At 47.8% G+C, this 23,765-nt stretch carries 16 protein-coding genes; 1 reads left to right on the top strand and 15 read right to left on the bottom strand.

What is annotated here, in order from left to right:
- Positions 1-15: 15 nt before the first annotated feature.
- The 6 genes from NYE45_RS04885 to NYE45_RS04860 form a co-directional block, all read right to left on the bottom strand.
- Positions 16-3,153, bottom strand: coding sequence for a DUF3427 domain-containing protein (locus NYE45_RS04885; protein ID WP_340015849.1), 3,138 nt, complete (start codon positions 3,151-3,153; stop codon positions 16-18).
- A 262-nt stretch (positions 3,154-3,415) separates the two neighbouring features.
- Positions 3,416-3,895 (bottom strand): hypothetical protein, encoded by a 480-nt coding sequence (locus NYE45_RS04880; protein WP_340015848.1) that lies wholly within the window; start codon positions 3,893-3,895, stop codon positions 3,416-3,418.
- Between the two features lie 15 nt (positions 3,896-3,910).
- Entirely contained in the window at positions 3,911-5,131 is a 1,221-nt protein-coding gene (locus NYE45_RS04875) for a WXG100 family type VII secretion target (protein WP_340015847.1), read from the bottom strand.
- 201 nt (positions 5,132-5,332) lie between these two features.
- A complete protein-coding gene (locus NYE45_RS04870) occupies positions 5,333-5,995 on the bottom strand; it encodes a hypothetical protein (protein ID WP_340015846.1) in 663 nt (220 codons plus the stop codon).
- A gap of 102 nt (positions 5,996-6,097) precedes the next feature.
- On the bottom strand, positions 6,098-6,571 hold the full coding sequence (locus NYE45_RS04865; protein WP_340015845.1) for a hypothetical protein: 474 nt from the start codon (positions 6,569-6,571) through the stop codon (positions 6,098-6,100).
- A gap of 3 nt (positions 6,572-6,574) precedes the next feature.
- The gene (locus NYE45_RS04860; RefSeq protein WP_340015844.1) at positions 6,575-7,726 is read right to left on the bottom strand and encodes a WXG100 family type VII secretion target; all 1,152 of its coding nucleotides are present in this window, start codon (positions 7,724-7,726) and stop codon (positions 6,575-6,577) included.
- Between the two features lie 282 nt (positions 7,727-8,008).
- Here NYE45_RS04860 and NYE45_RS04855 point away from each other — a divergent pair, with 282 nt between their 5' ends.
- Positions 8,009-8,395: a VOC family protein gene (locus tag NYE45_RS04855; protein WP_340015843.1), complete on the top strand. Its 387-nt coding sequence runs from the start codon at positions 8,009-8,011 to the stop codon at positions 8,393-8,395.
- A gap of 177 nt (positions 8,396-8,572) precedes the next feature.
- Here NYE45_RS04855 and NYE45_RS04850 read toward each other — a convergent pair whose 3' ends face one another.
- The 9 genes from NYE45_RS04850 to NYE45_RS04810 all read right to left on the bottom strand — a co-directional run bounded on the left by NYE45_RS04850 (position 8,573) and on the right by NYE45_RS04810 (position 23,690).
- Positions 8,573-12,052 carry a glycoside hydrolase family 2 TIM barrel-domain containing protein gene (locus tag NYE45_RS04850; RefSeq protein WP_340015842.1) on the bottom strand — a complete coding sequence of 1,160 codons (3,480 nt, stop codon included), beginning with the start codon at positions 12,050-12,052 and terminating at the stop codon, positions 8,573-8,575.
- A gap of 314 nt (positions 12,053-12,366) precedes the next feature.
- Positions 12,367-14,214 carry an IucA/IucC family protein gene (locus NYE45_RS04845; RefSeq protein ID WP_340015841.1) on the bottom strand — a complete coding sequence of 616 codons (1,848 nt, stop codon included), beginning with the start codon at positions 14,212-14,214 and terminating at the stop codon, positions 12,367-12,369.
- The gene (locus NYE45_RS04840) at positions 14,174-15,469 is read right to left on the bottom strand and encodes a type III PLP-dependent enzyme (RefSeq protein WP_340015840.1); all 1,296 of its coding nucleotides are present in this window, start codon (positions 15,467-15,469) and stop codon (positions 14,174-14,176) included. Before NYE45_RS04840 ends, NYE45_RS04845 begins: the two co-directional genes overlap by 41 nt.
- Complete coding sequence (locus NYE45_RS04835; protein WP_340015839.1) at positions 15,466-16,242, bottom strand: aldolase/citrate lyase family protein; 777 nt, start codon at positions 16,240-16,242, stop codon at positions 15,466-15,468. Before NYE45_RS04835 ends, NYE45_RS04840 begins: the two co-directional genes overlap by 4 nt.
- Positions 16,239-18,074 carry an IucA/IucC family protein gene (locus NYE45_RS04830; protein WP_340015838.1) on the bottom strand — a complete coding sequence of 612 codons (1,836 nt, stop codon included), beginning with the start codon at positions 18,072-18,074 and terminating at the stop codon, positions 16,239-16,241. The genes NYE45_RS04835 and NYE45_RS04830 overlap by 4 nt, the downstream gene beginning before the upstream one ends.
- Complete coding sequence (locus NYE45_RS04825) at positions 18,049-19,836, bottom strand: IucA/IucC family protein (RefSeq protein ID WP_340015837.1); 1,788 nt, start codon at positions 19,834-19,836, stop codon at positions 18,049-18,051. Before NYE45_RS04825 ends, NYE45_RS04830 begins: the two co-directional genes overlap by 26 nt.
- Positions 19,814-21,247 (bottom strand): MFS transporter, encoded by a 1,434-nt coding sequence (locus NYE45_RS04820; protein WP_340015836.1) that lies wholly within the window; start codon positions 21,245-21,247, stop codon positions 19,814-19,816. Before NYE45_RS04820 ends, NYE45_RS04825 begins: the two co-directional genes overlap by 23 nt.
- Positions 21,241-22,596 carry a diaminobutyrate--2-oxoglutarate transaminase gene (locus NYE45_RS04815; RefSeq protein WP_340015835.1) on the bottom strand — a complete coding sequence of 452 codons (1,356 nt, stop codon included), beginning with the start codon at positions 22,594-22,596 and terminating at the stop codon, positions 21,241-21,243. Before NYE45_RS04815 ends, NYE45_RS04820 begins: the two co-directional genes overlap by 7 nt.
- 68 nt (positions 22,597-22,664) lie before the next feature.
- Entirely contained in the window at positions 22,665-23,690 is a 1,026-nt protein-coding gene (locus tag NYE45_RS04810; protein WP_340015834.1) for a hypothetical protein, read from the bottom strand.
- Positions 23,691-23,765 lie beyond the last annotated feature (75 nt).

Genomic DNA, 23,765 nt, shown 5'->3' with positions numbered 1-23,765 from the left:
TAATACCGCTAGTTTTCAAACAATACACTTATTCGCCACCGCCACCATCTTCGCGGGCATCTCTTCCCTTAACCGCCATACAAAGCTCATCGGTTTATTCCCCTCATGATTTACATAATCGGCTTCGCCCAAGAAGACAAATGGAGACGTATAGCCATGCTCCTCCTTATACTCTCGTACGAACAGCACGATTCGGTTACCCGTCTCTCGATGATGGATGTACCGTTGCGCGGTAGCCGTATGCTCTGACACCCGGCTCTGTGTCTGCCAGTGGAATAAACGCTCGTTGATCGCATAATCCTCATACAGCGTAGATGGTGAGAAATCTTTGTCCGATTTGTTCAATGTAATGAAGAAGATATCGGTCTGTTCGTCTGCAAAATACTTCACCCCTTCACGAAAGGCGGGTGATTGCTGGGCATTCCAGTAACCGAAGGCGGTGAGCACTTGGTCGATCGAGTACATACAGTGGATATCCAGTGGACAAGTGTACGGGAACGAATTACTTTTATCCACAAATCGCAGATGAGCCAGATTATATTTGAAAATATCCACAAGCTCTGCTCGGAATGCCTCACAAGACAGCACACGCTGCACACCCTCTTCGATACTGCTCATTCCCAATTTCTCGGGCGCAGCCCGATGGAAGGTGTAATAGAACATGGTGAGCATGCGCTGTTCATCGGCTGAGTTCGGTTCTTTGCCCTTTTCAATAAAGTCGATCAGGAACGTCAGCCAGCTTCGGGAGTTAATCGTCAGCACAGACGGCAGTCTGCGGATATATTCCTCCTGCTCGCCCTCGATTGGCTCTGTCAGTCCGGCTTCGGCCAACAGGCCGCGAAAATACCTTTTCCCCGTACGTCCACCATAGAACTCATATAGTGTCATCCCGTGATGTTCCACAAAATGAGCCAGCGTCAGCGGCAATCCGGTGTCTTGCTGGAACGTTTGCAGCTTCTGGATCAATGCTCTGCGATTACGACTCATCTGCTTGAGGTTGCGCATAATGTATTCCTTCGCTTGTTTTTCCAATTGAATGAACGTGCCGCGTGGCAGGTTCGAGAAGCCGTTCTCGACGTAGTACGAGATGGAATGTTTGGTAGCGCCGATCAGGGCGCGGAATTTATCCTGGAACCTGTACTCCTGATGCGCTTGTCCGATGAAGTCGAGTACAGTCAGGCACTCTTTGCCCTCCGCCATCCGTAGTCCACGTCCCAACTGTTGCAGGAATACGGTCAGACTCTCGGTAGGACGCAGGAACAGGATGGTGTTCACCTCAGGGATATCCACGCCCTCATTGTACAGATCAACGACAAAGATCATGCGCAGTTCCCCGTTCACCAGTTGTCCCTTCGCAGAATGACGCTCCTGTTCATTCGACCCGCCATGAAGGGCCATGGATGGAATGCCGGCTTCGTTAAATATTTTTGCCATATACATCGCATGATCCACCCCAACACAGAACCCAAGCCCCTTCACATCGTCCAGATCGGTTACGTATTTGTTCAGACTTTGGATGATCTGGTTGGCACGGATTTTGTTATGGGTATAGAGCTTCTCCAGTTCGTTCAGATCATAGCCTTTACGCGACCACTTCACCTGAGATAGATCGACAGTATCGGTGACGCCAAAATATTGAAAAGGACTCAGTAGCTTCCGGTCAATTGCATCGGTTAGACGGATCTCGGCAGCAATCGTATGATCGAAGTAGGCGGTAATGTCTTTGCCATCCATCCGTTCCGGCGTGGCTGTGAGTCCCAGCAAAATCTTCGGTTCGTAATGGGACAACAGCTTCTGGTATGAAGGAGCAGCCGCATGATGGAATTCATCCACAATGATGTAATCGTAATAGTCTGGGCTGGTGATTTCCGTCATCTTCATGGAGTTAAGACTCTGAATGCTAACAAACAGGTGATCCAGCGCCTCCGCTCGGTGATTCCCGACATGCAGCTCGCCAAAATTCATATCCTTCAGGATATACCGGAACGTGTCCCGACTTTGCTTCAAAATTTCTTCCCGATGGGCGACAAAAAGAAGCTTTGCTCCCGCATGGCTCGCACGGAATCGCTTGTAGTCGAAGGCAGAGATGACCGTCTTGCCAACGCCTGTGGCGGCGACGATCAGATTGCGGTTTCGTCCATACAGCGTACGCTCGGCGTGCAGCTGTTCCAGCACTTCTTTTTGATAATCGTAAGGCTGGATGTCGAGGTGAAAGTGGTTGGACTGATCTTTTTTACGATTCAGAGCCGCCTTCAACTGTGCCTCATGTCCCTCATCTTCAGCTACATATCGCGTAAATTCACGGTCATTCCAGTAACTCTCGAAGGTCGCTTCAATCTTGCACAGCACATCGAGTGAATCTTTCTCCGTCACCTTGAGGTTCCACTCCATACCACTGGTCAGTGCCGGGTTGGACAGGTTGGAAGAGCCGACATAAGCGGTGGTGAATCCAGTATCGCGGTGAAAAATGTACGTTTTGGCGTGCAGCCGAGTCACTTTGGTATCATACGAAATCTGGATCTCTGTGTTAGGTAATTTGCTAAGTTCAGTGATGGCCTTCAGGTCGGTTGCTTCCATGTATGTAGTTGTGATGATACGCAGCTTGCCACCGCTCGCCGTGAATTGTTGAAGCTGTTCCAGAAGTAGGCGAAGCCCGCTGAATTTGATAAACGATACCAGCCAATCGATCCGATCGGCGGTCACGATCTCCTTTTGCAGCTCCAATAACATACTCGGCTCAGACTTGGCACCTGTGAACAAAGAGCTTTGGGCGATAGGCGTATCTGGACGAACGATTTTGGTATCCCGGACCGCACGAATGCTGTTCAACTTGGAATACACATGGGTCAACACTTCCCCCTGCTCATCCAGTTGCAAGTCGTTATATTCTTCTTCCCCAAGCGTGCCTTTCAGCGTAGCAATAATCTCATTACACGTTCGGATCTGTGCCAACACTGCCGTCTTATCTTCCGTCTGTTCCCGTACAATCTTGAGCGCTCGTCGGGTCACAGCCGCCAAATATGTAGACAGTAGTTTACGTGCTTCCTCTGCATCCAGCTTCTCAGTTCCAATGTTATACACATCCGGGTCCAGCGCCGAAATCTCATGTCTGGTGATGGTGTTAATAAGCTGTTCATATATGCCTTGTTTCATGAATGTACCTCGTGTGGGTGTAGGATGGTTGTGGATCGTTCTCTATGTATATGATGAGCTAAAAATTGTTTCTTCTATATTATCGACCAATTGGTGGAAGATTTCATTAGTTGTTTTGATTTCATAGGAAAAAGCACCTCTACTTTTGGTTTGGTAGAAGTGCTTAATAATATGACTTTAAATCGTGCATAGATGTGTGCAACTCATATCATCTTTTCACTGTATCAATTAGGATTATAAATTAGTATGACAATCTACTCTCTTAAATTGAAAATAAGGTGATCATCTTATCTTTAATAGAGATTGATAAGTAATCGCTTGTTTTTTGAGTTTGAATATCAGCACAAAGGCTAGTTATCTCCTTTTGAAGTACCAAAAGCTCGGCTGGAATAACAAAAATGTTCATTTTCTTTATATTCAGACCCTCATCATCAATTTCAATCTCAATTCTCTTTATATCGTCGTCAGAACGTAAAATATCACCTAGACAATAGACAATACTGTCTTCTCTAGCCTCCTTAACCACTTTTTCTCCTAATAACCCTAAGAGAACTTGATAATTCGGATCTCCGTCTTTAAATATATTAATTAACTCAATGATAAGGTCATTCAGAGGAATATTTCTTAATTTCTCTTCCATCCTCTCTCTTGAATCATCTAGAAACCACGATTCGAGGTCCACTGGTGTATCGTCTATTATCCCCGGAACATAGGGCTTAGTGTAAAGAAAATCTTTATTCATTGTTTAACCTACCTTTTAATGTTTTGTATATTCCCCACCTATTTTTTTGGCAACTCTGTCGAATAGCATATCCCACACTGCATCTTTATTACCAGTTTTGAAATATTCTTGTGCTTTCAGATCACTTCTTAGCTCTTTTTGAATATTAGCGAATATAAACCCTATGTCTTCTGCATTTTCTTTCCAACCTTCTGCCCCTCGTTTCATACTCAAATTAGTACCATTTGGTGAAACAGCTCTTATCTCAGCCATGTTAAAATCTATTGCAGTGGCTATATCTTCAAGACTGAAAGGACCGTTAGTTGGATGGTTATGAGTAAACACCGTATCTTTAGCTGTATCTTTATGGTTACTTATATTTATAGACTTTTCAGTACCAACAACAGTTTCCCCAATTAAATTACCATTCTTATCAAAGAATTGCCCGTGTTCCAGGGGTTTATTTCGAATTTGATCCTCAAACTTATTAACTGATTCTAAATAATGAGTTCTACTTGTCTTTTCATTTCCTTTCCCCGACTCAGACTTAGCCGCACCCGATCCAATGTCGTCCTTCGAACGAAAAGCTTTGCCAAACAAAACATACGCCAGGGCCTGTCCTGTCATCGCTCCACCGTAGTATCCTGCTCCACTCTCATCGATCTGTTTCTTCTGCTCTTCTACAAATTGCTCTATATCTGACCTCGCTGTTCCTGTACCCCAAGCGGTATCCCATGCAAACTGAATACCACGCCCAACATCTACAACTTTGCCCACTGTCATGGCATATGCCACACTATTTAATGTACTGAACGGGTTGTCGAAAAAAGCTTCTGCCGTCTGGCCCATTCCCGTTATTGTTTCTCCTACTGATTTATCGAGCAGCCCTACAGCGAAATTTCGCTTTAGTTCCTCTGGAATATACAGTGCAACCTCGCCTGAGCCGTCCGTTGTTCTAAAGTTCCTCGCGATAAACGTAAACTCATTCTGGATTTTGTCCAACAGCCCGAGTGTAGTTGGGAACACTTCTTTCACCTGCATAAAATCCCAGAAGAAACGCTCTCCTGTCACACCCGACCATTCGGATTGCAACATATAGATGGATTTCTCCAGTTCTCTAACGATTTGATCGAGTTCTAATTTCTTTTGCTGGACCAATCGAGCTTTCTCGTCCAGCACATCGGGATGTACCTGAATACGTTGCATCCTATCTTCACCGCCAACCTGACCATAGTAGTTATACCTAAATTTTAACAAGTGAAGAAGTCGATTGGAATCAAACGGAGGATTCATTTTCTTGTTAAAGATTCAGTAGACAAGGAACATTTGATATCCAGATATTTGCGTGTTAGTGCACTTTGTATTTAGGCAAGATGACTGTTTTGCCGCCGTATAACGCTGATGAAACGATTAACTGACTTCCGCCCATTCGATCCGGTCAGCTATGCGAATATTTCATCATTCGTACCTTGGATTTAAAGCATCTCTCCAAACGTCATCATCCACGAAATCTACATTATTCTCTTGAAAATAATTTCGGGTCTCTTGCTCCAGATCATTCAAGATTTGGGGCCAATCATTCTCGTTAATTTCCTTGGATTCAAAGTCCCCAACAATGTTCAGCCATTGATGATTTAACTGCTGGTACTCCCCGATTCTGGCTTTAAGTTCAGCTGTTACAGGATAACTGGTTATATCCAGCCTCTCGAACGTCATTCGCATACGGTAAAGCGTAGGTGGCATTACATCATCTAGACCTAGATCGTTTGTGAATAAAGTTGCGGGTTTTACCAGCCAATTGGCTTCTTCACTGAAATTTAGATTCATCAAGTTATACTTATCTATAATCTGCGTCATATTTGTAAAGTTGTAATAGAGCTGGCTAGCTTGTTCTCCATCCTCAACCATCTCGTTTGTTATTTTGTCATTCTCCAGTATTCGGTTAAATAAACTATCATTATTGATAATCGCACTCTTCAGATCAACGAGATCTTGACGGACATTCATCGTTAGGTACTGTTCATACATTCTTTTCTCTTTATAGAGGCTATAAGTTGGAACAAGTAAGATCACAAATCCAATGCAACATCCGATTATTAAAAGTCGTTTTTTAAGTATCATGGCGAGCTGTTCTCCTAGGATTTTATAGTAAGAAGCACCTCTACATTTGTATGGTAGAAGTGCCTTTAAGTAGTATCATTATTTCATTTACCTGCTGCTTTTTTAGCTTGATAGCTCCTTTTCAATATAAGGATGGTCAATTAGAAGAAGAAGGCTTGAAGTTAGATATTTAGTTTGATATTCATCCAACTGATTATTGACCGTCAGCAGACTATTCTCCATTCTAAGTAGTTGAGTAGAACCATCTTCTAGGAATAAAAGATTACCCTCAGTATGTTTTATAAGCTTACTAATAATTCTGAAAATATGCTCTATACCTTCAGAAAAAGTACTGCCAAACAATTGAGTTCTAATGCATACATTCACATCTAAGGTGTAATGCTGTTGAACAAAAGTGATATCAGAAATATCCTCAATTTCAAGAAACAACGTAAAAAATCTACAGCCAATCACTATTTCATCTTCATTTTTTTGGAGAGAAGCTTTCTCATTAACCAATTCAGTGACATATCGCTCGATCAGTGCCCCCAAAGAATTATGATCGAGCTTACTTTGTAAAAATAATTCATAGTCCATCTATTAATCCTCCCCAAACACCCGTGTTATGTTACCGTCCTTAACGAATAAAATCTCTTTCAGATTTTTCAAATCTCCGGTTGGATTTGCTTTTCTGATAATTCCTTGACTAAGTTCACTAACTTTTTCAGTAGGAAATTCATCCAGGTTAACAACGATTCTTTCCGCTTGCGTTTTAGTTTTCGTTGCTATGTTTCGAAGAATATTATCTACGTTTGCATCTTCCTTAGGCGAGTAACAGTCAAAAACCTTACCGTGAATTAAAAAGTCAGGATTCGAAGTTGCCTTGATTCCATAGCCATTTCCGCCGTTTATTTCGTCTAACATTTTGATTTCATAACCTTGTTCAGCTAAGAAGTCTGCAGTTTCATTTTGTTTCTTTATCCCGCGGGAATCACCTACTCCATAATTTCCAGTTGGTTTACTTCCCTTGGGTAGGGTAGGCTCAGTCATATCTATATTACCTGTCCCACCTTTTCCCTTATGTGACTCCGGCTTACCTCTCCCCGATCCAATGTCGTCCTTCGAACGAAAAGCTTTGCCAAACAAAACATACGCCAGGGCCTGTCCTGTCATCGCTCCACCGTAATACCCTGCACCACTCTCATCGATCTGTTTCTTCTGCTCTTCTACAAATTGCTCTATATCAGACCTCGCCGTTCCAGTACCCCAGGCAGTATCCCATGCAAACTGAATTCCACGACCAACGTCTACAACTTTGCCCACTGTCATGGCATATGCCACACTGCTTAATGTACTGAACGGGTTATCGAAGAGAGCTTCTGCCGTCTGGCCCATTCCCGTTATTGTTTCTCCTATTGATTTATCGAGCAGCCCTACAGCGAAATTTCGCTTTAGTTCTTCTGGAATGTACAGCGCAACCTCGCCTGAGCCGTCCGTTGTTCTGAAGTTTCTGGCGATAAACGTAAACTCATTTTGGATTTTGTCCAACAGCCCGAGTGTAGTCGGGAACACTTCTTTCACCTGCATAAAATCCCAGAAGAAACGCTCTCCTGTCACACCCGACCATTCGGATTGCAACATATAGATGGATTTCTCCAGCTCTCTAACGATTCGATCGAGTTCTAATTTCTTTTGCTGGACCAATCGAGCTTTCTCGTCCAACACATCGGGATGTACCTGAATACGTTGCATCCTATCTTCACCGCCAACCTAACCGTAGTAGTTATACCTAAATTTTAACAAGTGAAGAAGTCGATTGGAATCAAACGGAGGATTCATTTTCTTGTTAAAGATTCAGTAGACAAGGAACATTTGATAGCCAGATATTTTGCATATTCGTGCATGTTTTTAGTCTACCTTCTTCTCATACGATGTCGATCTAACTGAGCTCTAAGGTATAATAAAAATGACATACTACTATATACACCCCTCATTCTACAGGAACAATTGATCCAATTCGAAGGAGGCTTATGCATGCAAATAGAACGACTTGATCATCTCGTGTTAACCGTAGAGAATCTGGAAGCAACCATTTCATTTTATACCAACGTATTAGGCATGAAGGTAGTCGAATTTGGCCAAGGCCGAAAAGCATTACAGTTTGGACAGCAAAAAATCAATTTGCATGAACTCGGAAAAGAGTTTGAACCGAAAGCTCATACCCCTACGCCGGGTTCGGCAGATCTTTGTTTTCTGGTCAGCACACCCTTGGAAGAAGTGATTCTCCATCTCTCACAACATCATACGAAGATCGAAGAAGGTCCGGTGGAACGTACCGGTGCACTGGGTCCCATTCGTTCGGTGTATATACGTGATCCTGACGGAAACCTGATTGAGCTGTCCAATGCTTTGCACAGTTAATCCCGTGATTTTTCAGCTTTATATGATCACAAAAAACCTGCAAAGCCTCGGCTTTACAGGTTTTTTGGTCTACATGGATTAACATATGATGGATTAACATCGCATCTGTAGCTGCTCCATTAACACGTTGAGGTTGAAAAGGACCCTTGCATCCCTCTCTCCATTAGTGAGACTTCTTTATTTCTCGAATCGGAACCAGCCGAAGTCAAACTGACTGCCTGGCAGGAAGATAAAGCTTACTTTCTGCTCACCTGTCACCTGCTCAAGCTCAAACACCCGCTCCTCAAATCCACCTGACTGGGTGAACTCAACCAGCTGGTTGCTCTGTCCGTCCGCACCTGCGAAGCGAATATGAATCGTATTTTTATCAATTGGTGAATGACCGTAGATCACGAGCTTCGACGTGCCTTCTGCCGTAAATTCCATATTTTCAAACTCCAGCGATACATTGTTCCCGATGCCTTCAACACGGTCACCCTCGATTTTGAACGTATCTCCATAGAGATGATCACAGGATGCAGCCGCATTCTGTTCAAAGGCCCGACTCTGGCGTTCGAAGGAGAAGCCTTTAATATGAATCTTCTGTTTCAGTACAAAGCAGATCGACGTGATCCCACTAAGGCGTTTGGATAGGTGATATGTCTCTTCCTGATATACATTCCAGATGGACTCTTTGTCATACACCACATCTGCGATCATCGTACTTCCTTCTTCATCTGGCATACCTTCCCAGATCTGAATGAAGTACTCCTCACTGGATAACGTGAAAATAGGAACCGTAATCGTATCGGAGCCGTATGGTCCGAAGTCAATATTGCGGAAGCCTACATGCGTCTCTCCGTCGCGACTTGTCGCTACCCCGCGTTCGTTGCCGTTACCAACCTCACCTTTGGTGTAATCGTACAGTCCGCCCGTGATGAAGCCGTATGGATCTTTGTACGCTGTGCCAAGACCGTCTGCCTTGAATTCCAGCTGAGAAATCAGTTTCGTTTTATCCGTACCGTTAGTACTGGTTGCGCGTAGGCGGAACTCCCCGTCACCAATAGCGGATACCTTCACCGCATGTTGATGCTCACCATTGCCCCCCGTTTCTGCTTGAACAGCTTCCACTTTGGCAATGTTGGACTCGATCCCCGCATCGTTCACAACGGCCCACTCGATATCACGGTAGGAGGTGTTCTCCGGATACAGCTTGGCGGTTACAACCAGCTCCGGGTTGGACGGATCGAGCAACTGTCCTGCACTACTGATGATCTCGATTTTCCGCAAAGGGATCTCCTGAGCATTCCCCGTCAGCACCGGACGTTCTTCATTGTTCATGAAGACAGGTTGCACTTGTTTTTCACCGTCAAGTTCCCCATCCACAACCCGCGATTCGAACTCAGCCGTAGCCCCTTCCAACCCTTCGGAAGAAACTTCAATCCGTACAGTTCCAGATTCATTTGTCGCTCCGATGATCGCCATCAGTTTGCCGCTGAACAGTCTTCTGCTCAACCCTTTGTAAGGATCATAGTCCGTGCTATCCCCGTTATCCAGACCCAGTAATCGACCTGCACCAGTCACCTGAACTTGCACGCGGTTGTTTGCATTGTGCACCGGATTACCTGCTTCATCTTCCACATCAATTTCTACAAAAATGAGGTCTGTACCATTCGCTTGTAGTTGCTCCCGATCCGCTTGCAGACGAATCTTCTTCGCATCCGTATAGGATCTTTGCACATCGGTTGCAATGATCTGACCGTTCTCATCATAAGCGATCGCTTTCAGCTCGCCCTCTTCGTAGGGCACTTTCCACCAGCCAGACAGCTGTGTTCCATTGGCATGATCGATATCGTACGTGCCAATGGTTTTACCGTTGAGTTGCAGCTCAATCTTCGGCGCGTTGCTGCACACGCGTACATCAATGATCTGACCCGGGCTGAAATCCCAATAAGGGAACAGGTGAACCATCGGACTTTTCTTATAATCCGTCCATGCCGCTTGGTAGATATAATAGGAGTCTTTCGGGAACGTTGCTGTATCCAGCTGTCCAAAATACGAATTCTTCGTATGGTACGGTGTCGGTTCTCCAATATAATCGAACCCGGTCCACAGGAACTGCCCCAGCGAATACGGTGTATCCCGCTCTGCCAAAATGCAGTATTCTGCCGACTTCGCGCCCCAACTCGTCGTACTGTTACCCAAAGCCGAGCACTGCTCATCATCATCTGCCAGAATCGGCTGTTCGAACGGGAAGTGATAGATGCCACGACTCTGTACTACAGAAGACGTCTCACTACCATAGATGATCCAGTCCGGATGCTCTTCATGATGTTTGTCGTAATATTTTTCCGCGTAGTTGTAGCCTGCCAGCTTCACGATGTCCGCGCATTTTTGTGCATTTTCCCAAGGCATGTAGTTGGAACCAATCGTCACTCCTGCATTGCCTTTCGGATCATATTCCAACACATAATCCATCAGCATCCGAGTAACTTCCTGTCCACGCTCATCCGCATGGGTATCGTAAATTTCGTTCCCGATACTCCACATGATCAGGCTGGCATGGTTACGGTCGCGCTTCACCCAACTCTTCACATCCGTATGCACCCACTCTGGGAAAAATCTCGCATAGTCGTACGGCGTTTTGGCACGTTCCCACATATCAAAGGCTTCAGATACAACCAGCATACCCATCTCATCCGCAAGTTCCATGAACTCTTTGGCAGGCATATTATGTGCGGTGCGAATGGCGTTAACACCCATCTCTTTAAGTAGAACGAATCTTCTACGCAATGCCGTCAGGTTAAAAGCTGCTCCCAGCGCCCCGAGATCGTGGTGTTCACACACACCGTTCAGCTTCATCTTGACTCCGTTCAGGTGGAACCCTTCATTGGCATCCAGTTTGATATCCCGGAATCCAATGCGTTGTGACATCGATTCAACTGTCCGATCTTCCTGATCATCCGAGGTCAATCGCAGCTCCGTCACCAGTTCATACAGATGTGGTGCGTCTGGGCTCCACAAGTTTGGATTCTCCACACTGATCTGTTGGCTATCTGATACAACTGCATTTTCACCCACCGAAGCCGTAACATTCGCTTGGCTGGATGCCACCACTTGACCTTCATACAAGATCGTATGCACCAGTTCTGCCTGCTGATTCTGTTCCAGGTTCAGCTCCGTATCCAATTCCACCTGCCAGCCATCCGCCTGCTGCTTGATAGATACATACGTTCCATCCGTAACAATATGGTTGCGGTCTCTCGTCTTCAGCCACACATGGCGATAGATTCCGGCACCGGAATACCATCTGCTGTTCGGGCTCTGATGCACCACTTTGACCAGAATTTCATTCTCGCCTTCCACCAGTGCATTCGTGATCTCATGTTCAAAAGCAGAATAGCCATACTTCCACTCCCCAACCAGCTGCCCGTTCACATACACCGAAGAATCCATGTATACGCCATCAAAACAAAGCAAAAGCTGCTGCTCATCCTTCGTGTAATGGAACGTCTTGCGGTACCATCCAATGCTGTCTTCATACAGTTCAAGCGTATTATATATCAGCCAATCATGGGGAAGCTCCACAGGTTCAAATACCAGACCCGCAGGTTCCGTAACATCCAGCTTGCTTTTCGCAAATTGCCATCCATCATTAAAAAGCCTCTTCTGATTCATGGTAGATTCTCACTTTCTTCAAGTAAATTATGATTACGGTTACAACAGTAGCTGTCGCTTTTTCCGAAAACCTTTTCGGTAATACACAAGTATGACTATAACACATAACCCGATTATACCATCAGTCTCTTTCCTGTACCTCCATTTCATAAGATTTTTTAGCCAGAATGATGAACGTTTTATCCCTCCAAGCATTTCAACTCTCAATGATAACAAACCAAAAAGGCGACCCGTCAACCGAGTCACCTTCTCTGTCCTATCCTTTAGCACGCCACTTCTTCTCTCTACACTCCTACACCAACACTACTCCATCTCTATCCCTTGTAAAAAGGGTTCCACCCTATGCCTTTGCCCGATGGCATCGCGCCAGGTACCCCATCCGCTTCAAGCAGCGGACGGACAACTAATTTCACGGGCCACTCCTCGCTCTCGAATATCACATGAGCGAGCGCAGCCCGATCGGAATCGGGAAGCTGCACATGTTGCAGCGCTTCCTTCCAAGCCTGCTCCGTGATCTCCCATAACTTCGTTTCCGGGATGTGATACACCTCGCTCAGTGCCTCCATGATCGCAGCCAGGTTCACCTGCGTCCCCAGCGACTGCACATAGAAAATCAGCTTCTCAATCGTCTCGTTATACAGGCTGTTTGAGTAGCCCGGTCGAATATGGTAGGCAGGGTCTGCAATGCCACGCTTGTCCAGATAAGGCTGATGCAGACGCACGGAATCATGATCACGGAACAAGAGACCTTTTACCTCATTATCCTTTAGCACCAGACAACAGTTCTGACCATGAATCTCAGGTACAACGCCCACCTTGAACAGACGCATCACGATATCATAGAATATCGTAGCTATACTGGTATAAAAGTCGAGAACACCCGCGCTGCTCAGATCATCCCCCAAAATGTCCGTTAATAGATGATGCCCTTCCAGATTCACACCCAGTGCAGCCATTGGAATGACTTTGTAGGCTTCATTAAGCAATTCAGCAGGATACACACGAATCTGTGCAGCCAGATGGCGGGGATAGTCATCGAACAGTCCCATGGATTCTGGCATGAAGCCCCACCAGTTCTGCTCTTCACACATATACACATTGTCCTTCAACGTCTCGTCACAAGCAACGGCCTGTCGTAGCATCCGTTCTCCAACAAGACCATTCAGCAGCTTGACCACCGGAAGATAGCGAGCAGCCCCCAGTGACAGCACACTAACCGGTAGCTTGAGCATCAGATTAGATTCGGTTGATGGAGCCATCGAGCGCAGAGAGGATGTGGCCTGTACGTCGCCCACTTCTACGTCCAATACGACAATGCTGCCTTCTTCGATCTCCCCAGTGAAACGGGGCAGAATCACATGCTGCAATTGCCACGGATGTACAGGCAACGGCAGATATTGTTCCAACGTGATTCCTTTACGGGCAAACTCGGCTTCCACCACTCCGCGCTGAACATCGTCTAACACGTCCAAAATGGAAAGTCCATCTTCACAACCTTGCTGCACGGCATCCAACCGTATAGCCACCCAGCGCAGCGAAATCGCCTTCCCGAATTCCGCTGCATAGCGTGTTACATCTTCTGCGTTGAATCCCACCTTGGCTTTGGACGATGGGTGAAATGGACGATCCCGCAATGCCGCAACGCGCTCACCCTTGATAAACCATTCATATGCAGACGCCGGGACGTTGCCCGACAGATACTGGACTTGTTCCCAACCCAGAGCAAACTGCTCCACAGCAATGTTCAGACTAGCCAGGAATTCCGCGACTCCAGGCTGCGTATAAGCCTCACCCGACAAAGCCTTCTGTAACACGGCACGTCCAACCTCTACCGGAAAATCAAGGAGAACCCAGCTTCCATCTGCTTTCTCCTCATAGATCGGTGAACCCTGAACCCATTGAGTCCCCTGTCTTACTCCTGTCTCAACCAGACAAAGTACACCTTGAGTGTGCAATCTATAGCGACAAGCTACAGTCTGATTGTGCTCTTCGCTGTCATATTCCTTATACAATCGACGGAACGGTGCAGGTGCCGCGGCAAAATTAATGAACGAATAACCTTCCATTGGAAGCAATTGCTCCGACAAGAATGAATTCATCAGATCCGCCATAATCCGGCGTTCAGCGGCTTGCAGACTGGAACGCTTCATCAGTGTTGACATGATCATTGTCCTCCGTTAGATAATGGAATGCCGGGTGCGGATGCCCCAGAAAATCATGATGCGAGATGGTCCAACAATAAGCTCCAGACTTTTCAAATACAACAATGTCTCCTACCCGTAGCAGCGCTATCTCCGCATCGGAATGCATGCGATCTTTTGGTGTGCATAACTCACCTACAACATGAACACGACGATCTCTTACCTCTGGACGGACAAACGAGTGCTTCCAACGATCCGTCGCCATAATCTGAAACGGATGGTTATGTCCCCATGAAGCAGGTAGACGATTGTGGTGCGTACCTCCCCTTAACACAGCAAAATACTGATCATGAGAGGTTTTGATATCCGTAACCTCTGCGGCATAATACCCGTGGTCTGCTACCAGCAGTCGACCCGATTCAAAATACAGCTGGCCTCCGCGTGAAACAAGACGTTGTCTGGCTTTACTTTGCTCCAGCAGGGAAGTGAACAAGGGCCAGTCGAATCCGGGGCTGACATCATACGTAACACCGAATCCACCTCCTGCATTCACCACCTCCACAGGAAGATCATACTGCTGCTGCCACTGCTCCACCTTTTGCAAATACAGTTCGATCATCTCAGCATGCAGCCTGGCGTCCATATTGTTGGATAAGGAGTGAAAGTGGAACCCGCTTAACCGAACCACATCCGCGCCTTCCACACGAATGAGTTCGACGGCTTCTTCCACTGCTTTTTCATCGATGCCAAAAGGACTCGGCCCACCGCCCATGACAATCTTCGTCCGGGGTAACGTACTGCTTCGCAGATTGACCCGGAGAAGAATGCGCACTTCCTGCGCTTGCTTCTGTTGTTGCTTGTGTTTCGGCTCTTGTCCCATCGCTCGCTCTTTCGCAATTGCAATGATGCGCCGCAGCTCCAGCAGACTCTCCACATGGATGTAGCTCACGCCATGCTCAATCGCCAGCCGCAGTTCGCTCTCCTTTTTACCCGGACCTCCAAACAGAATTGGAACCTCGCGGCTTACCGCTCTAACCTTGAGCAGCTCTCCAATTGAAGCCACTTCAAAGCCCTTCACCAATGGTAGCAACGCCTCAATGATTCGCGGATCTGGATTCGCCTTAATGGCGTAGAACAATTCTGTGTTTCCGGGCATGCTGCCCAGCATCTGACCTACCTGTTCCTGAATGCCGGCCAGATCGTAGACATACGCACATACCGGGTCTTCCAATCCGCGTTGTAGTTCATCAATCGCCTGCCATACACTAGGTTTCATATCTGCCCACCCGCATTCCTGTAGTCATTCCGTTTTTGAGCATACGCCCGAAACGCCGTATTCCGATCATCACCCAGCACGTATATATGTACTCCCCGCTCAGCCCAGAGCGACATGTCTTCCACGCCTCTCGTGACCGTAGCATAAGGTACTTCGCACTGCTGCGCGGTAGCATGCAATTCATCCAGTGCACGTCTCACATCCGGGTGCTCTGTCTGCCATGGTACGCCGAGGGATTGCGACAGATCCGCCGCCCCTTCCAATACAAAGCTCACCTGAGGGTGAGACAGAATCTGTGCACTTTGCTGCACGCCCTCCGCACTTTCGATCATGGGTACAACCATCACTTGTTGGTTGGCTTCCCCAATGTATCCCGTGAGCGGATATTTACCGAATACACCGGGACGACCGCTATTCAAGCTCCGCATACCAACCGGGTGATAGTAGGCGTGACGAACCGCTTCTTCCACCTGCTCCAGTTGCTCCACATGCGGTATGACGATGCCTTGTGCGCCACAGTCCAGCACTTTAAGAATCTCCGCTCGCTCCACTTTCGAAATCCGAACCAACGGGGTTAGGCCGACCAGTTCCGCCGCCCGAACCAACTCTTCCACCGATTCCATCGATGTTGCGGCATGTTCCAGATCAATAATGACAAAATCATATTCCGCATGGCCGATCATCTCGATGATGACCGGGTGTGGTATGGATACAAAAAGGCCATAGACTGGCTGTTTGCGTGCAATCTTTTCCTTCAGCGTGTTCATTTTCATTCGACGATTCCCTTTAATTCGTGTGTTCTCTTTGATTCAAGTACATCCTTTGATATCTTAAGCGGGTTGCTCGCCTTGCGGAAATATAACTCCCCATCCCCATACAGACGACGCTTGGTCATCTCTTCGATCAGTGCATCTTCGGCAAAAAGGTCAAATGCAATGAACCGCTCTGCGTATTCCGGGTGCTGCTTCTGATAATCCACAATTACACCTGCGCACAGCTGCCAGAACGCTTCCTCTGACAACCCAAACTTCTCAAGCGCTAACGCAATATCCGTCATGCAGATAAAAAAGAACGCATCATACGTATAGTCACGGACTTCCGACACATCTCCGGCATAGATGAAGGAATATCGATTGAACTTGCGGTGGGTTTCCGGCTCGGGGTTCAGCTTCGGTGCCCGTTCCGGGTGCAACAGTTGATCCGGTACATAGCGAACACCATCATGCAGATCCTTGATAAGGATTCGTTTCGGCAGATCATCTTCCAGTACCAAAATGATATTCTGAGCATGAGATTCCAGCGCAATCCCGTGTGCATAGAGCAAATGAATAATCGGCAGGGTAACTGTGCGAACAAGGGCCTCGCTCCACTTTTCCACCCCATGTCGTTCTACAGCATCCTGGATAAACGGAACACCATCCGGTTGCACCAACATCAGCGCATTCAGCGGCCATGCGGTCTCGCCTTCCTTCAGATGAACCGAGACATTCTCCCGCCAGATGGCACCGAGTGTACCGTAGGCACGTCCATACTGGGTTGCAGGTAACTGCTCATAACGGAACGACAGTCCCATGATTTCTTTTAAAATGCCAAACTGCACCTGTTGCAACAGCTCATCTTCACGAACAAGTTCATCCAGCCAGTCGCTAATCAGCGGCGCGTTCTGGGTCGTATGCTGTGCCAGAATGCGTGTGCTCGACGTGTTGGTGATGCTGAGAGCCAGTTTGATGTAAGGAGATTCCGGGTTCACCCGGTTCGAGAGCGAACGGATCGATTGCTGTGCACGATAGGCCGAAGACGATGGACCAAGATATACGATATCCCCATCCATCAGTTGACGGGCATATACCGTCTCCAACTGGTGCTCCCACTGCCATGGATGAACAGGAATGAACACATATCGCTCACCAGTGACTGCACCTTCTTTCCCATCGCACTCCAGGATCTGTTGAAATCGCTGCATATCCTCTGCGGTCAGATGCTGCCCCACCAATTCTTCCGAGGTATACCCCGTGGATACAGCGGTCTGAGCCAATTCTTTTCTCACAGCAACCCAGACTAATGCAACCTCCGTGTTAAACTCAGGACCATAAGCGAGATTGTCTTTCAAAGAAAATCCCAACCTCGACTTATAGCTCGGGTGGTACAGATGACCGTCGGTCATGTGACTTTCGAGCGCATCATAATGCCGATCCTCACTCGGAATGTTCAAGGGTAATATGGCCCGGCACTGACTGTCCTTTGCCATCGTTTCGAGCAGTTCCTGGATAAAAGCCGTCACATTCGCACCCTTCAAAGCGTTTAGCACAATTTCCTCCAAAAACAGATCCAGATCGGTGCAAGGTACGCCTTCCCTTTGAATCGAACCCTTCTTCACCTTCACCCGGCCAAATGAAAACTTCCGCTCGGCTTCACACGTGTACGCCACAGAATCGCCGGAAGATGTAAGGCCGCTAGTTCGCCATTCGCTTCCACTCACATGACTGTCCAGAATGCCCTCGAACCACATCGCCTCCAGCGTCTGCCGCATGATCCGTTCCTGTACACCCACGTAGACTGCTTCTGTCCTGCCGCCTGCTTCAGCCCTGTATCCCACGACTCCCACACACTTCACTCCCTATTCGTTTCATTACATTGCTCACCGGCACGTAAGCCGGGGTCTGGCTGATCCCTCTTAGACAACTCACCAAATTTTGTTTGGCAAGAAATGCATCCGTCGTCAGCAGATGTCGTACATATTCATTGCCCGTTCGTTCCAGTTCATCTACAAGTACCTCACGTACCTGCTTCCAGAAATGCTCCTCCGGGACGTTCACATCTCGCGCCATGGCATGAATCAGAGACCCCAGATGATTGACGATAAAATAGTACGATGTCCGCGCCCAAGCTTTCTCTCGCGAATAAAATAGTAAATCGGACGCAGTACGTTCCTGCTCACTTATAAGTTCCTCATCCACACTGACCCCTTCCAGATCGCGGACGATAAAATCAACAGGCAACCCGTCCTCCAAGGTCACAAGGGTATTCTGCAAATGAGCTTCAAAATGAATGCCTTTCTCACCCGCCGCCCTTACAATCGGTAGCAGCGAACATGCCACATAACGATCCAGCCAGCGCTCAGCTATGTCACGTCCACCACCCAGCATCGTCATCAGTCGCGACCGCATCCCAGGAAGCGGTGCCTCAACCAGACTGGATAAGACATACGTGTTCGCAGGGTCGAACTCAATGGGCCGATAAGCTATCGTAAATAGACTGGTTAACTCTTCATCATCAAAGGCACATGTCGCTACACCTGTCTCATACGCAATATGGGTGTTCGGTTCAGCACCGAAGCAGTCATGCTGCCTGACGTATTTGGAGGCATCCAGTGTTCTGCGCATCTGCTCGGCACTGTTGGTACGAATCATGTTGGTGATCTGCATGTTAAGGGACAGCTTGATATTGCAGTTCCATGCCGGAATATAAACTGTACGGACCGAAGAAGTTGGATATACGATTGGCCCCGCACTGCCAAGCAAAATTAATCTTTCATCTCGAATATAGTGCTGTACTTCGGACAGCTGTGATATGTACGCGTATTGCCATGGATGGACGGGCAGAAGCCCATACATTCCACTCTTTTCTTTTAAAATCTGCTCCACATGGTTCCGCAGGAGATCATGCAAGTCCATTACCGCCTCGTCATCCACCCATTCCTGCACATAGACATCCTGCCTCACGGCGATATAACAGAGTTGAAACGATGTCCTCAGTTCCGGACTGTACTTCTGTACATCCTGCTCGCTGAAGCCTTTGGAGTTCTTCGGAAACGGATGGAACGGGTGACCATACAACAGGGACTGTTCCGATGTCCGATAGTCGTGGATGTCGAGACCGGCTGCTTGTTCGATGTACAATGTAAGGTTACCCACACTGTTATCTATCTTTTGTGCAAAATCTCTGGCATATGCCAGCTCTACGCGATTCGTATTCTCACCCATTGGAAGTGCAATATCTACCTCAAGTGAGCTCTTCATTTTCATCGCACTCTTCAGCGTTCCATGTGGATCTGAACTCGCTCCCTGTGCCCCATCTCCACTTAGCTCACATGTGATCCAGCGAACCAGGTCGCGATAATGCACTGTTTTCCCACCGGATTGCATACTGAGGTATTCATGCTCCCCCATGGCAGAGTAATAGGCCAGCTGTCCCGTCACCGTCACCCCGCTGGCTTGAAAAGCAACAGCGTACGTCAGCGTATTCGAATTGATCCGAATATCGCTTTCCTTCTCTAACGCAAGCTCACGGATGTAACAGTTCAGCAGCAGCTTGCACGAATGTTCATGGGCCTGCTGCTCCGCCTCAGACCGGAGCTTGTTTTCCATCTCGAACAATGATGCCAACCTTCTTTCGGGTTATAAGTAAGACCAGGGGAAGTGTAAGCAGTATGGCGCAGCCAAGTCCGATACAGATCTCTTTGAGCGCTCCCCATTTGGCCATCTCCATGGACGTTCCTCCCCCGGCAAGCCATTGCCAACGCATATCGTAATACAGCGTCATGCCCATCACCGCAAACGAAGAAGCCAGCCGCTCAATCGTCGTCGATAACACGGACCCTTCGTGCATGTCTTCGTCCGGTAAGGCTTGCAGACCGATAGCAGAGATACTCATGCCTGACAGGCCAACGCCAATTCCCCGACACGCCATGAGCATACCGATGATCCAGATTGATGCTCCCATGGGCAGAACAGCAAAAGAAAGGATCGATATCGACACCAGTAGCGTGCCCCATGCGATAAAATGCCTGGACCGACCGCGATCCAGCAAGCTGCCGCCAATCCACATGAACAGACTTGTACAGATCGACAAGGGAATGAACAGCGCACCGGACATGGCTGGTGACAGGTGGAAGACATCCTGGAACAACAACGGCAAGGCAAAGATCACACCAAACATGACACAATCCTGAATGGTCGAGATCAGCACGGTCAGCGGAAAGACGGCATTACGCCGCAGCAACTGGTACCGGATCAGCGGTTCCTTGCGACCGTTCTCTGTCTGGACAAAACGAATGAGTAACACTACACCCAGCGCAATCAGCAGCCAAGGTACCCATACTGCCACGACAGGACTTGCGTACAACTGTACCCCCAGACTAAGGGCACCTACCGCACAGATTAGCAGCATGACACTGAATGGATGCCATTTTTTCCTGCGGGCAGGGATATAGGTTTGAATGACTCGACCGCACCCGATCAACGAGAACACAGCCAGCGGCACATTGAGCCAGAACAGCATTTCAAGCCTTCCATACTGAATGATGAAGCCACCCAGCGTTGGACCAGCAGCTGGAGCCAGCATAAGCAGCAAGCCCCAAGCACCCGTAATTCGTCCTCTTACCTCCGGTCCGTACACATCAAACAGCAGCACAAGCGATAACGGAATCATCAGCCCGGCGGCAACCCCATGCATGAAACGGACCAGCAACAGTACTTCGATGGAGTGATAAAACAACGCACCTGCCACCGAGAACACTCCATAGATGGTGATTCCCAACATATACGTCTGTTTACGGCCCAGTCGGTCCACGATCAGGGAAGCCAGCGGCATCGTTAACGTCATGGCGAGCATGTACAAGGCGATGATCCATCCGCCTGCTGTCGTAGAGATCTGATAGTATTGCACAAAATAAGGAAGCAGCAGGTTAAATGCACTGTTGGTCAGCACCAGCGAAAAAGCACCGATCAGAATCGCGAGTAATACTGCATGCCTCTTCATCAGAGAAAGCTTCAGCATGCGGCCGTTGCTAAGGCAATCGCTTCAGCTACCGATTTCTCAAAGATCGCGAGGATCGCACCCGATTCTTGTTCCGTAATATTCAGCGGCGGCAGAAAACGAACAACAGCGGAATGACGCCCACCCAATTCCACAATCAAGCCATTCTTGAAACATTCACGTTGAATTGACTCAGCCAGCATACCGTTAGGCAGATAATGTCCCAGACGATCCTTGCGTCCTGTTGGATCAACCACTTCAACGCCAATCATCAGCCCTCTGCCTCGAACATCACCAATCTCTGCATACCGCTCTTTCAATGCATTCAGTTGATTCATGAACTGCTCACCACGCAGTTGCACGTTGTGTAGAATATCCTGTTCCCGGATATAGCGAAGTGTGGCAAGCCCCGCAGCCATGGCTAGCTGATTGCCACGAAACGTACCTGTGTGTGCACCAGGCTGCCATTGGTCCAGCTCTTCTTTGTAGATGACAACAGACATCGGCAGACTTCCGCCAACCGCTTTGGAACAGATGATTACATCTGGAATGATTCCGGCATGTTCAAATGAAAACATTCGCCCTGTGCGTCCGATCCCGGTCTGCACTTCGTCAATGATGAGCGGAATATTTCGCTCTGCCGTAATTCGGCGCAACTCCCTCAGCCATTCAATGTCTGCCGGAATTGCCCCGCCCTCTCCCTGCACCGTCTCCACAATGACCCCGCAGGGTGCCGCAATACCGCTCTCGCAATCATCGAGCAAATTCTCAATATACTGTGCGCTTAATTGGGCCGTCATGCCTTCACCAACACCAAATGGGCAACGGTATTCATAAGGAAACGGCAGGAAATGCACATCCGGCAGCAGGCTTTGCAGATGCTGTTTCTTGCTCAGATTGCCACTCATCGACATCGTCGCTTGTGTTGAACCGTGATATCCACCTTGAAAGGCAAGAATGGACTTGCCACCTGTAGCATGTTTGACCAGCTTAATGGCTGCTTCTACGGCATCCGCTCCGGTTGGACCACAGAACTGAATCTTGGCCTTATCTCTCATCTCTTCCGGAAGGATGGAGAATAGTTCTTGCATATATGAAAGCTTCAGCGGCGTTGCCAAATCCAGTGTATGTAGCGGAATCTGCTGATCCAGAACATCGCGAATGGCGTTGACCACCGTGTCATGGTTATGTCCCAGCGCCAATGTTCCTGCACCAGCCAGGCAGTCGTAGAATACGCGGCCTTCCGTATCGGTAATCTTCACCCCATGGGCCTTGCTAATGACAAGCGGGAAATGTCTGGGGTACGATCTTGCATTGGATTCCTTCTCATTTTGCATCTTCAGATATTCCGTCTGCACCTCTACTGACATAGCCTTCTAACGCTCCTTATAATCGATTCAGGCTGAACCTGCTGCCTGTGATTCTTGTTCTACATCTTTTATCCGTTGTTATACGTCTTATATTCGAGTTGCTCCTGACAAAGGTATTCCAGGTATAGCCGAACTACATCACGGGTTGTTCCACCATGGGGAAAGACGTGGTGTGTCATATCCGGCAAGGCGTTCACTTCCAGGATGCCTCCCTGGTCTCTGGAGATCGGCGTGCGGATATCACGACAACGAACATCGACTCCAGCGACATCAATCTGAAGAGTCTTTGCCGCCTGAATGATCATTCGGGCATTCTCGGGATGAATGATTTCGGTACAATCCTTATAGAATTCACTGATCTTTCCGGCGGCTGAGTTACGAAGATCGTATAGCTCGATTTCTTTTCTGGCGGCAGGTACTTCATCCAGTGTTGTCCCTTGTGCTCGTAATACCTCCAGCAGACGTTCAGCTTCTGCATCAACCTGGGGAAAAGCTTCATACTCGCCAATGTGCGTCATCTCGATTCGATCCTGATTCAACTGCTCGATTAACGTCCGAACGGTTGAATTTCCATCTCCCTCGACATAGACAGGTCGATACTCATTCACAGCCGCCACTTCACCGTTAATAATCAGCACTCTGTAATCGATTCCAGTCACATATTGCTGCAACATAATGCTACTGCCATGGACACCCGCAAGACGAATAGCTGCCTCCATTTCATCTTCGGTACGCACATCCAACGTCACTCCCATGCTACTGCTTGCATCCAGCGGTTTCACCACAATAGAACCATGTCTTTTCAGAAAATCTGCTGCTTCGCTCCCCATCTCCGGGATCACGATAAATGTTGGTACAGGCATGCCCTGTTCATGCAGCAACCTATTGCATGCCTGCTTGTTCTTCGCGAGCAAACCAGCAATTAACGGCAGACGATGAGATCTGGTTTTGTTAATGATGATCTGCTTGTCTCCTACAGACAGCTTCAGAAAATCTTCGCATCCCTCAAGAAGTGGCTCACAGGCGATGCCCATTTCTCTCGCTTTGCTTATAATGAGTCGGTTTTGCAGATTATGAATCCCTTTCGGAAACACTGAAAATCCTCCTCGATCGAATGAAGGTACTCGCTCATACTTTCATCAATTTTTATTGTAATTTGATATTGATAA

It is taken from the genome of Paenibacillus sp. FSL K6-1318, assembly GCF_037976905.1.
Lineage (GTDB): Bacteria > Bacillota > Bacilli > Paenibacillales > Paenibacillaceae > Paenibacillus > Paenibacillus amylolyticus_A.
This window is presented reverse-complemented; position numbering and strand designations above follow the sequence as displayed.

Bases quoted from the DNA above. Each gene is read 5' to 3' on its own strand.
- NYE45_RS04885 (WP_340015849.1), bottom strand. From the start codon at position 3,153: ATGAAACAAGGCATATATGAACAGCTTATTAACACCATCACCAGACAT.
- NYE45_RS04880 (WP_340015848.1), bottom strand. From the start codon at position 3,895: ATGAATAAAGATTTTCTTTACACTAAGCCCTATGTTCCGGGGATAATA.
- NYE45_RS04870 (WP_340015846.1), bottom strand. From the start codon at position 5,995: ATGATACTTAAAAAACGACTTTTAATAATCGGATGTTGCATTGGATTT.
- NYE45_RS04865 (WP_340015845.1), bottom strand. From the start codon at position 6,571: ATGGACTATGAATTATTTTTACAAAGTAAGCTCGATCATAATTCTTTG.
- NYE45_RS04860 (WP_340015844.1), bottom strand. From the start codon at position 7,726: ATGCAACGTATTCAGGTACATCCCGATGTGTTGGACGAGAAAGCTCGA.
- NYE45_RS04855 (WP_340015843.1), top strand. From the start codon at position 8,009: ATGCAAATAGAACGACTTGATCATCTCGTGTTAACCGTAGAGAATCTG.
- NYE45_RS04850 (WP_340015842.1), bottom strand. From the start codon at position 12,052: ATGAATCAGAAGAGGCTTTTTAATGATGGATGGCAATTTGCGAAAAGC.
- NYE45_RS04845 (WP_340015841.1), bottom strand. From the start codon at position 14,214: ATGTCAACACTGATGAAGCGTTCCAGTCTGCAAGCCGCTGAACGCCGG.
- NYE45_RS04840 (WP_340015840.1), bottom strand. From the start codon at position 15,469: ATGAAACCTAGTGTATGGCAGGCGATTGATGAACTACAACGCGGATTG.
- NYE45_RS04835 (WP_340015839.1), bottom strand. From the start codon at position 16,242: ATGAAAATGAACACGCTGAAGGAAAAGATTGCACGCAAACAGCCAGTC.
- NYE45_RS04825 (WP_340015837.1), bottom strand. From the start codon at position 19,836: ATGGAAAACAAGCTCCGGTCTGAGGCGGAGCAGCAGGCCCATGAACAT.
- NYE45_RS04820 (WP_340015836.1), bottom strand. From the start codon at position 21,247: ATGCTGAAGCTTTCTCTGATGAAGAGGCATGCAGTATTACTCGCGATT.
- NYE45_RS04815 (WP_340015835.1), bottom strand. From the start codon at position 22,596: ATGTCAGTAGAGGTGCAGACGGAATATCTGAAGATGCAAAATGAGAAG.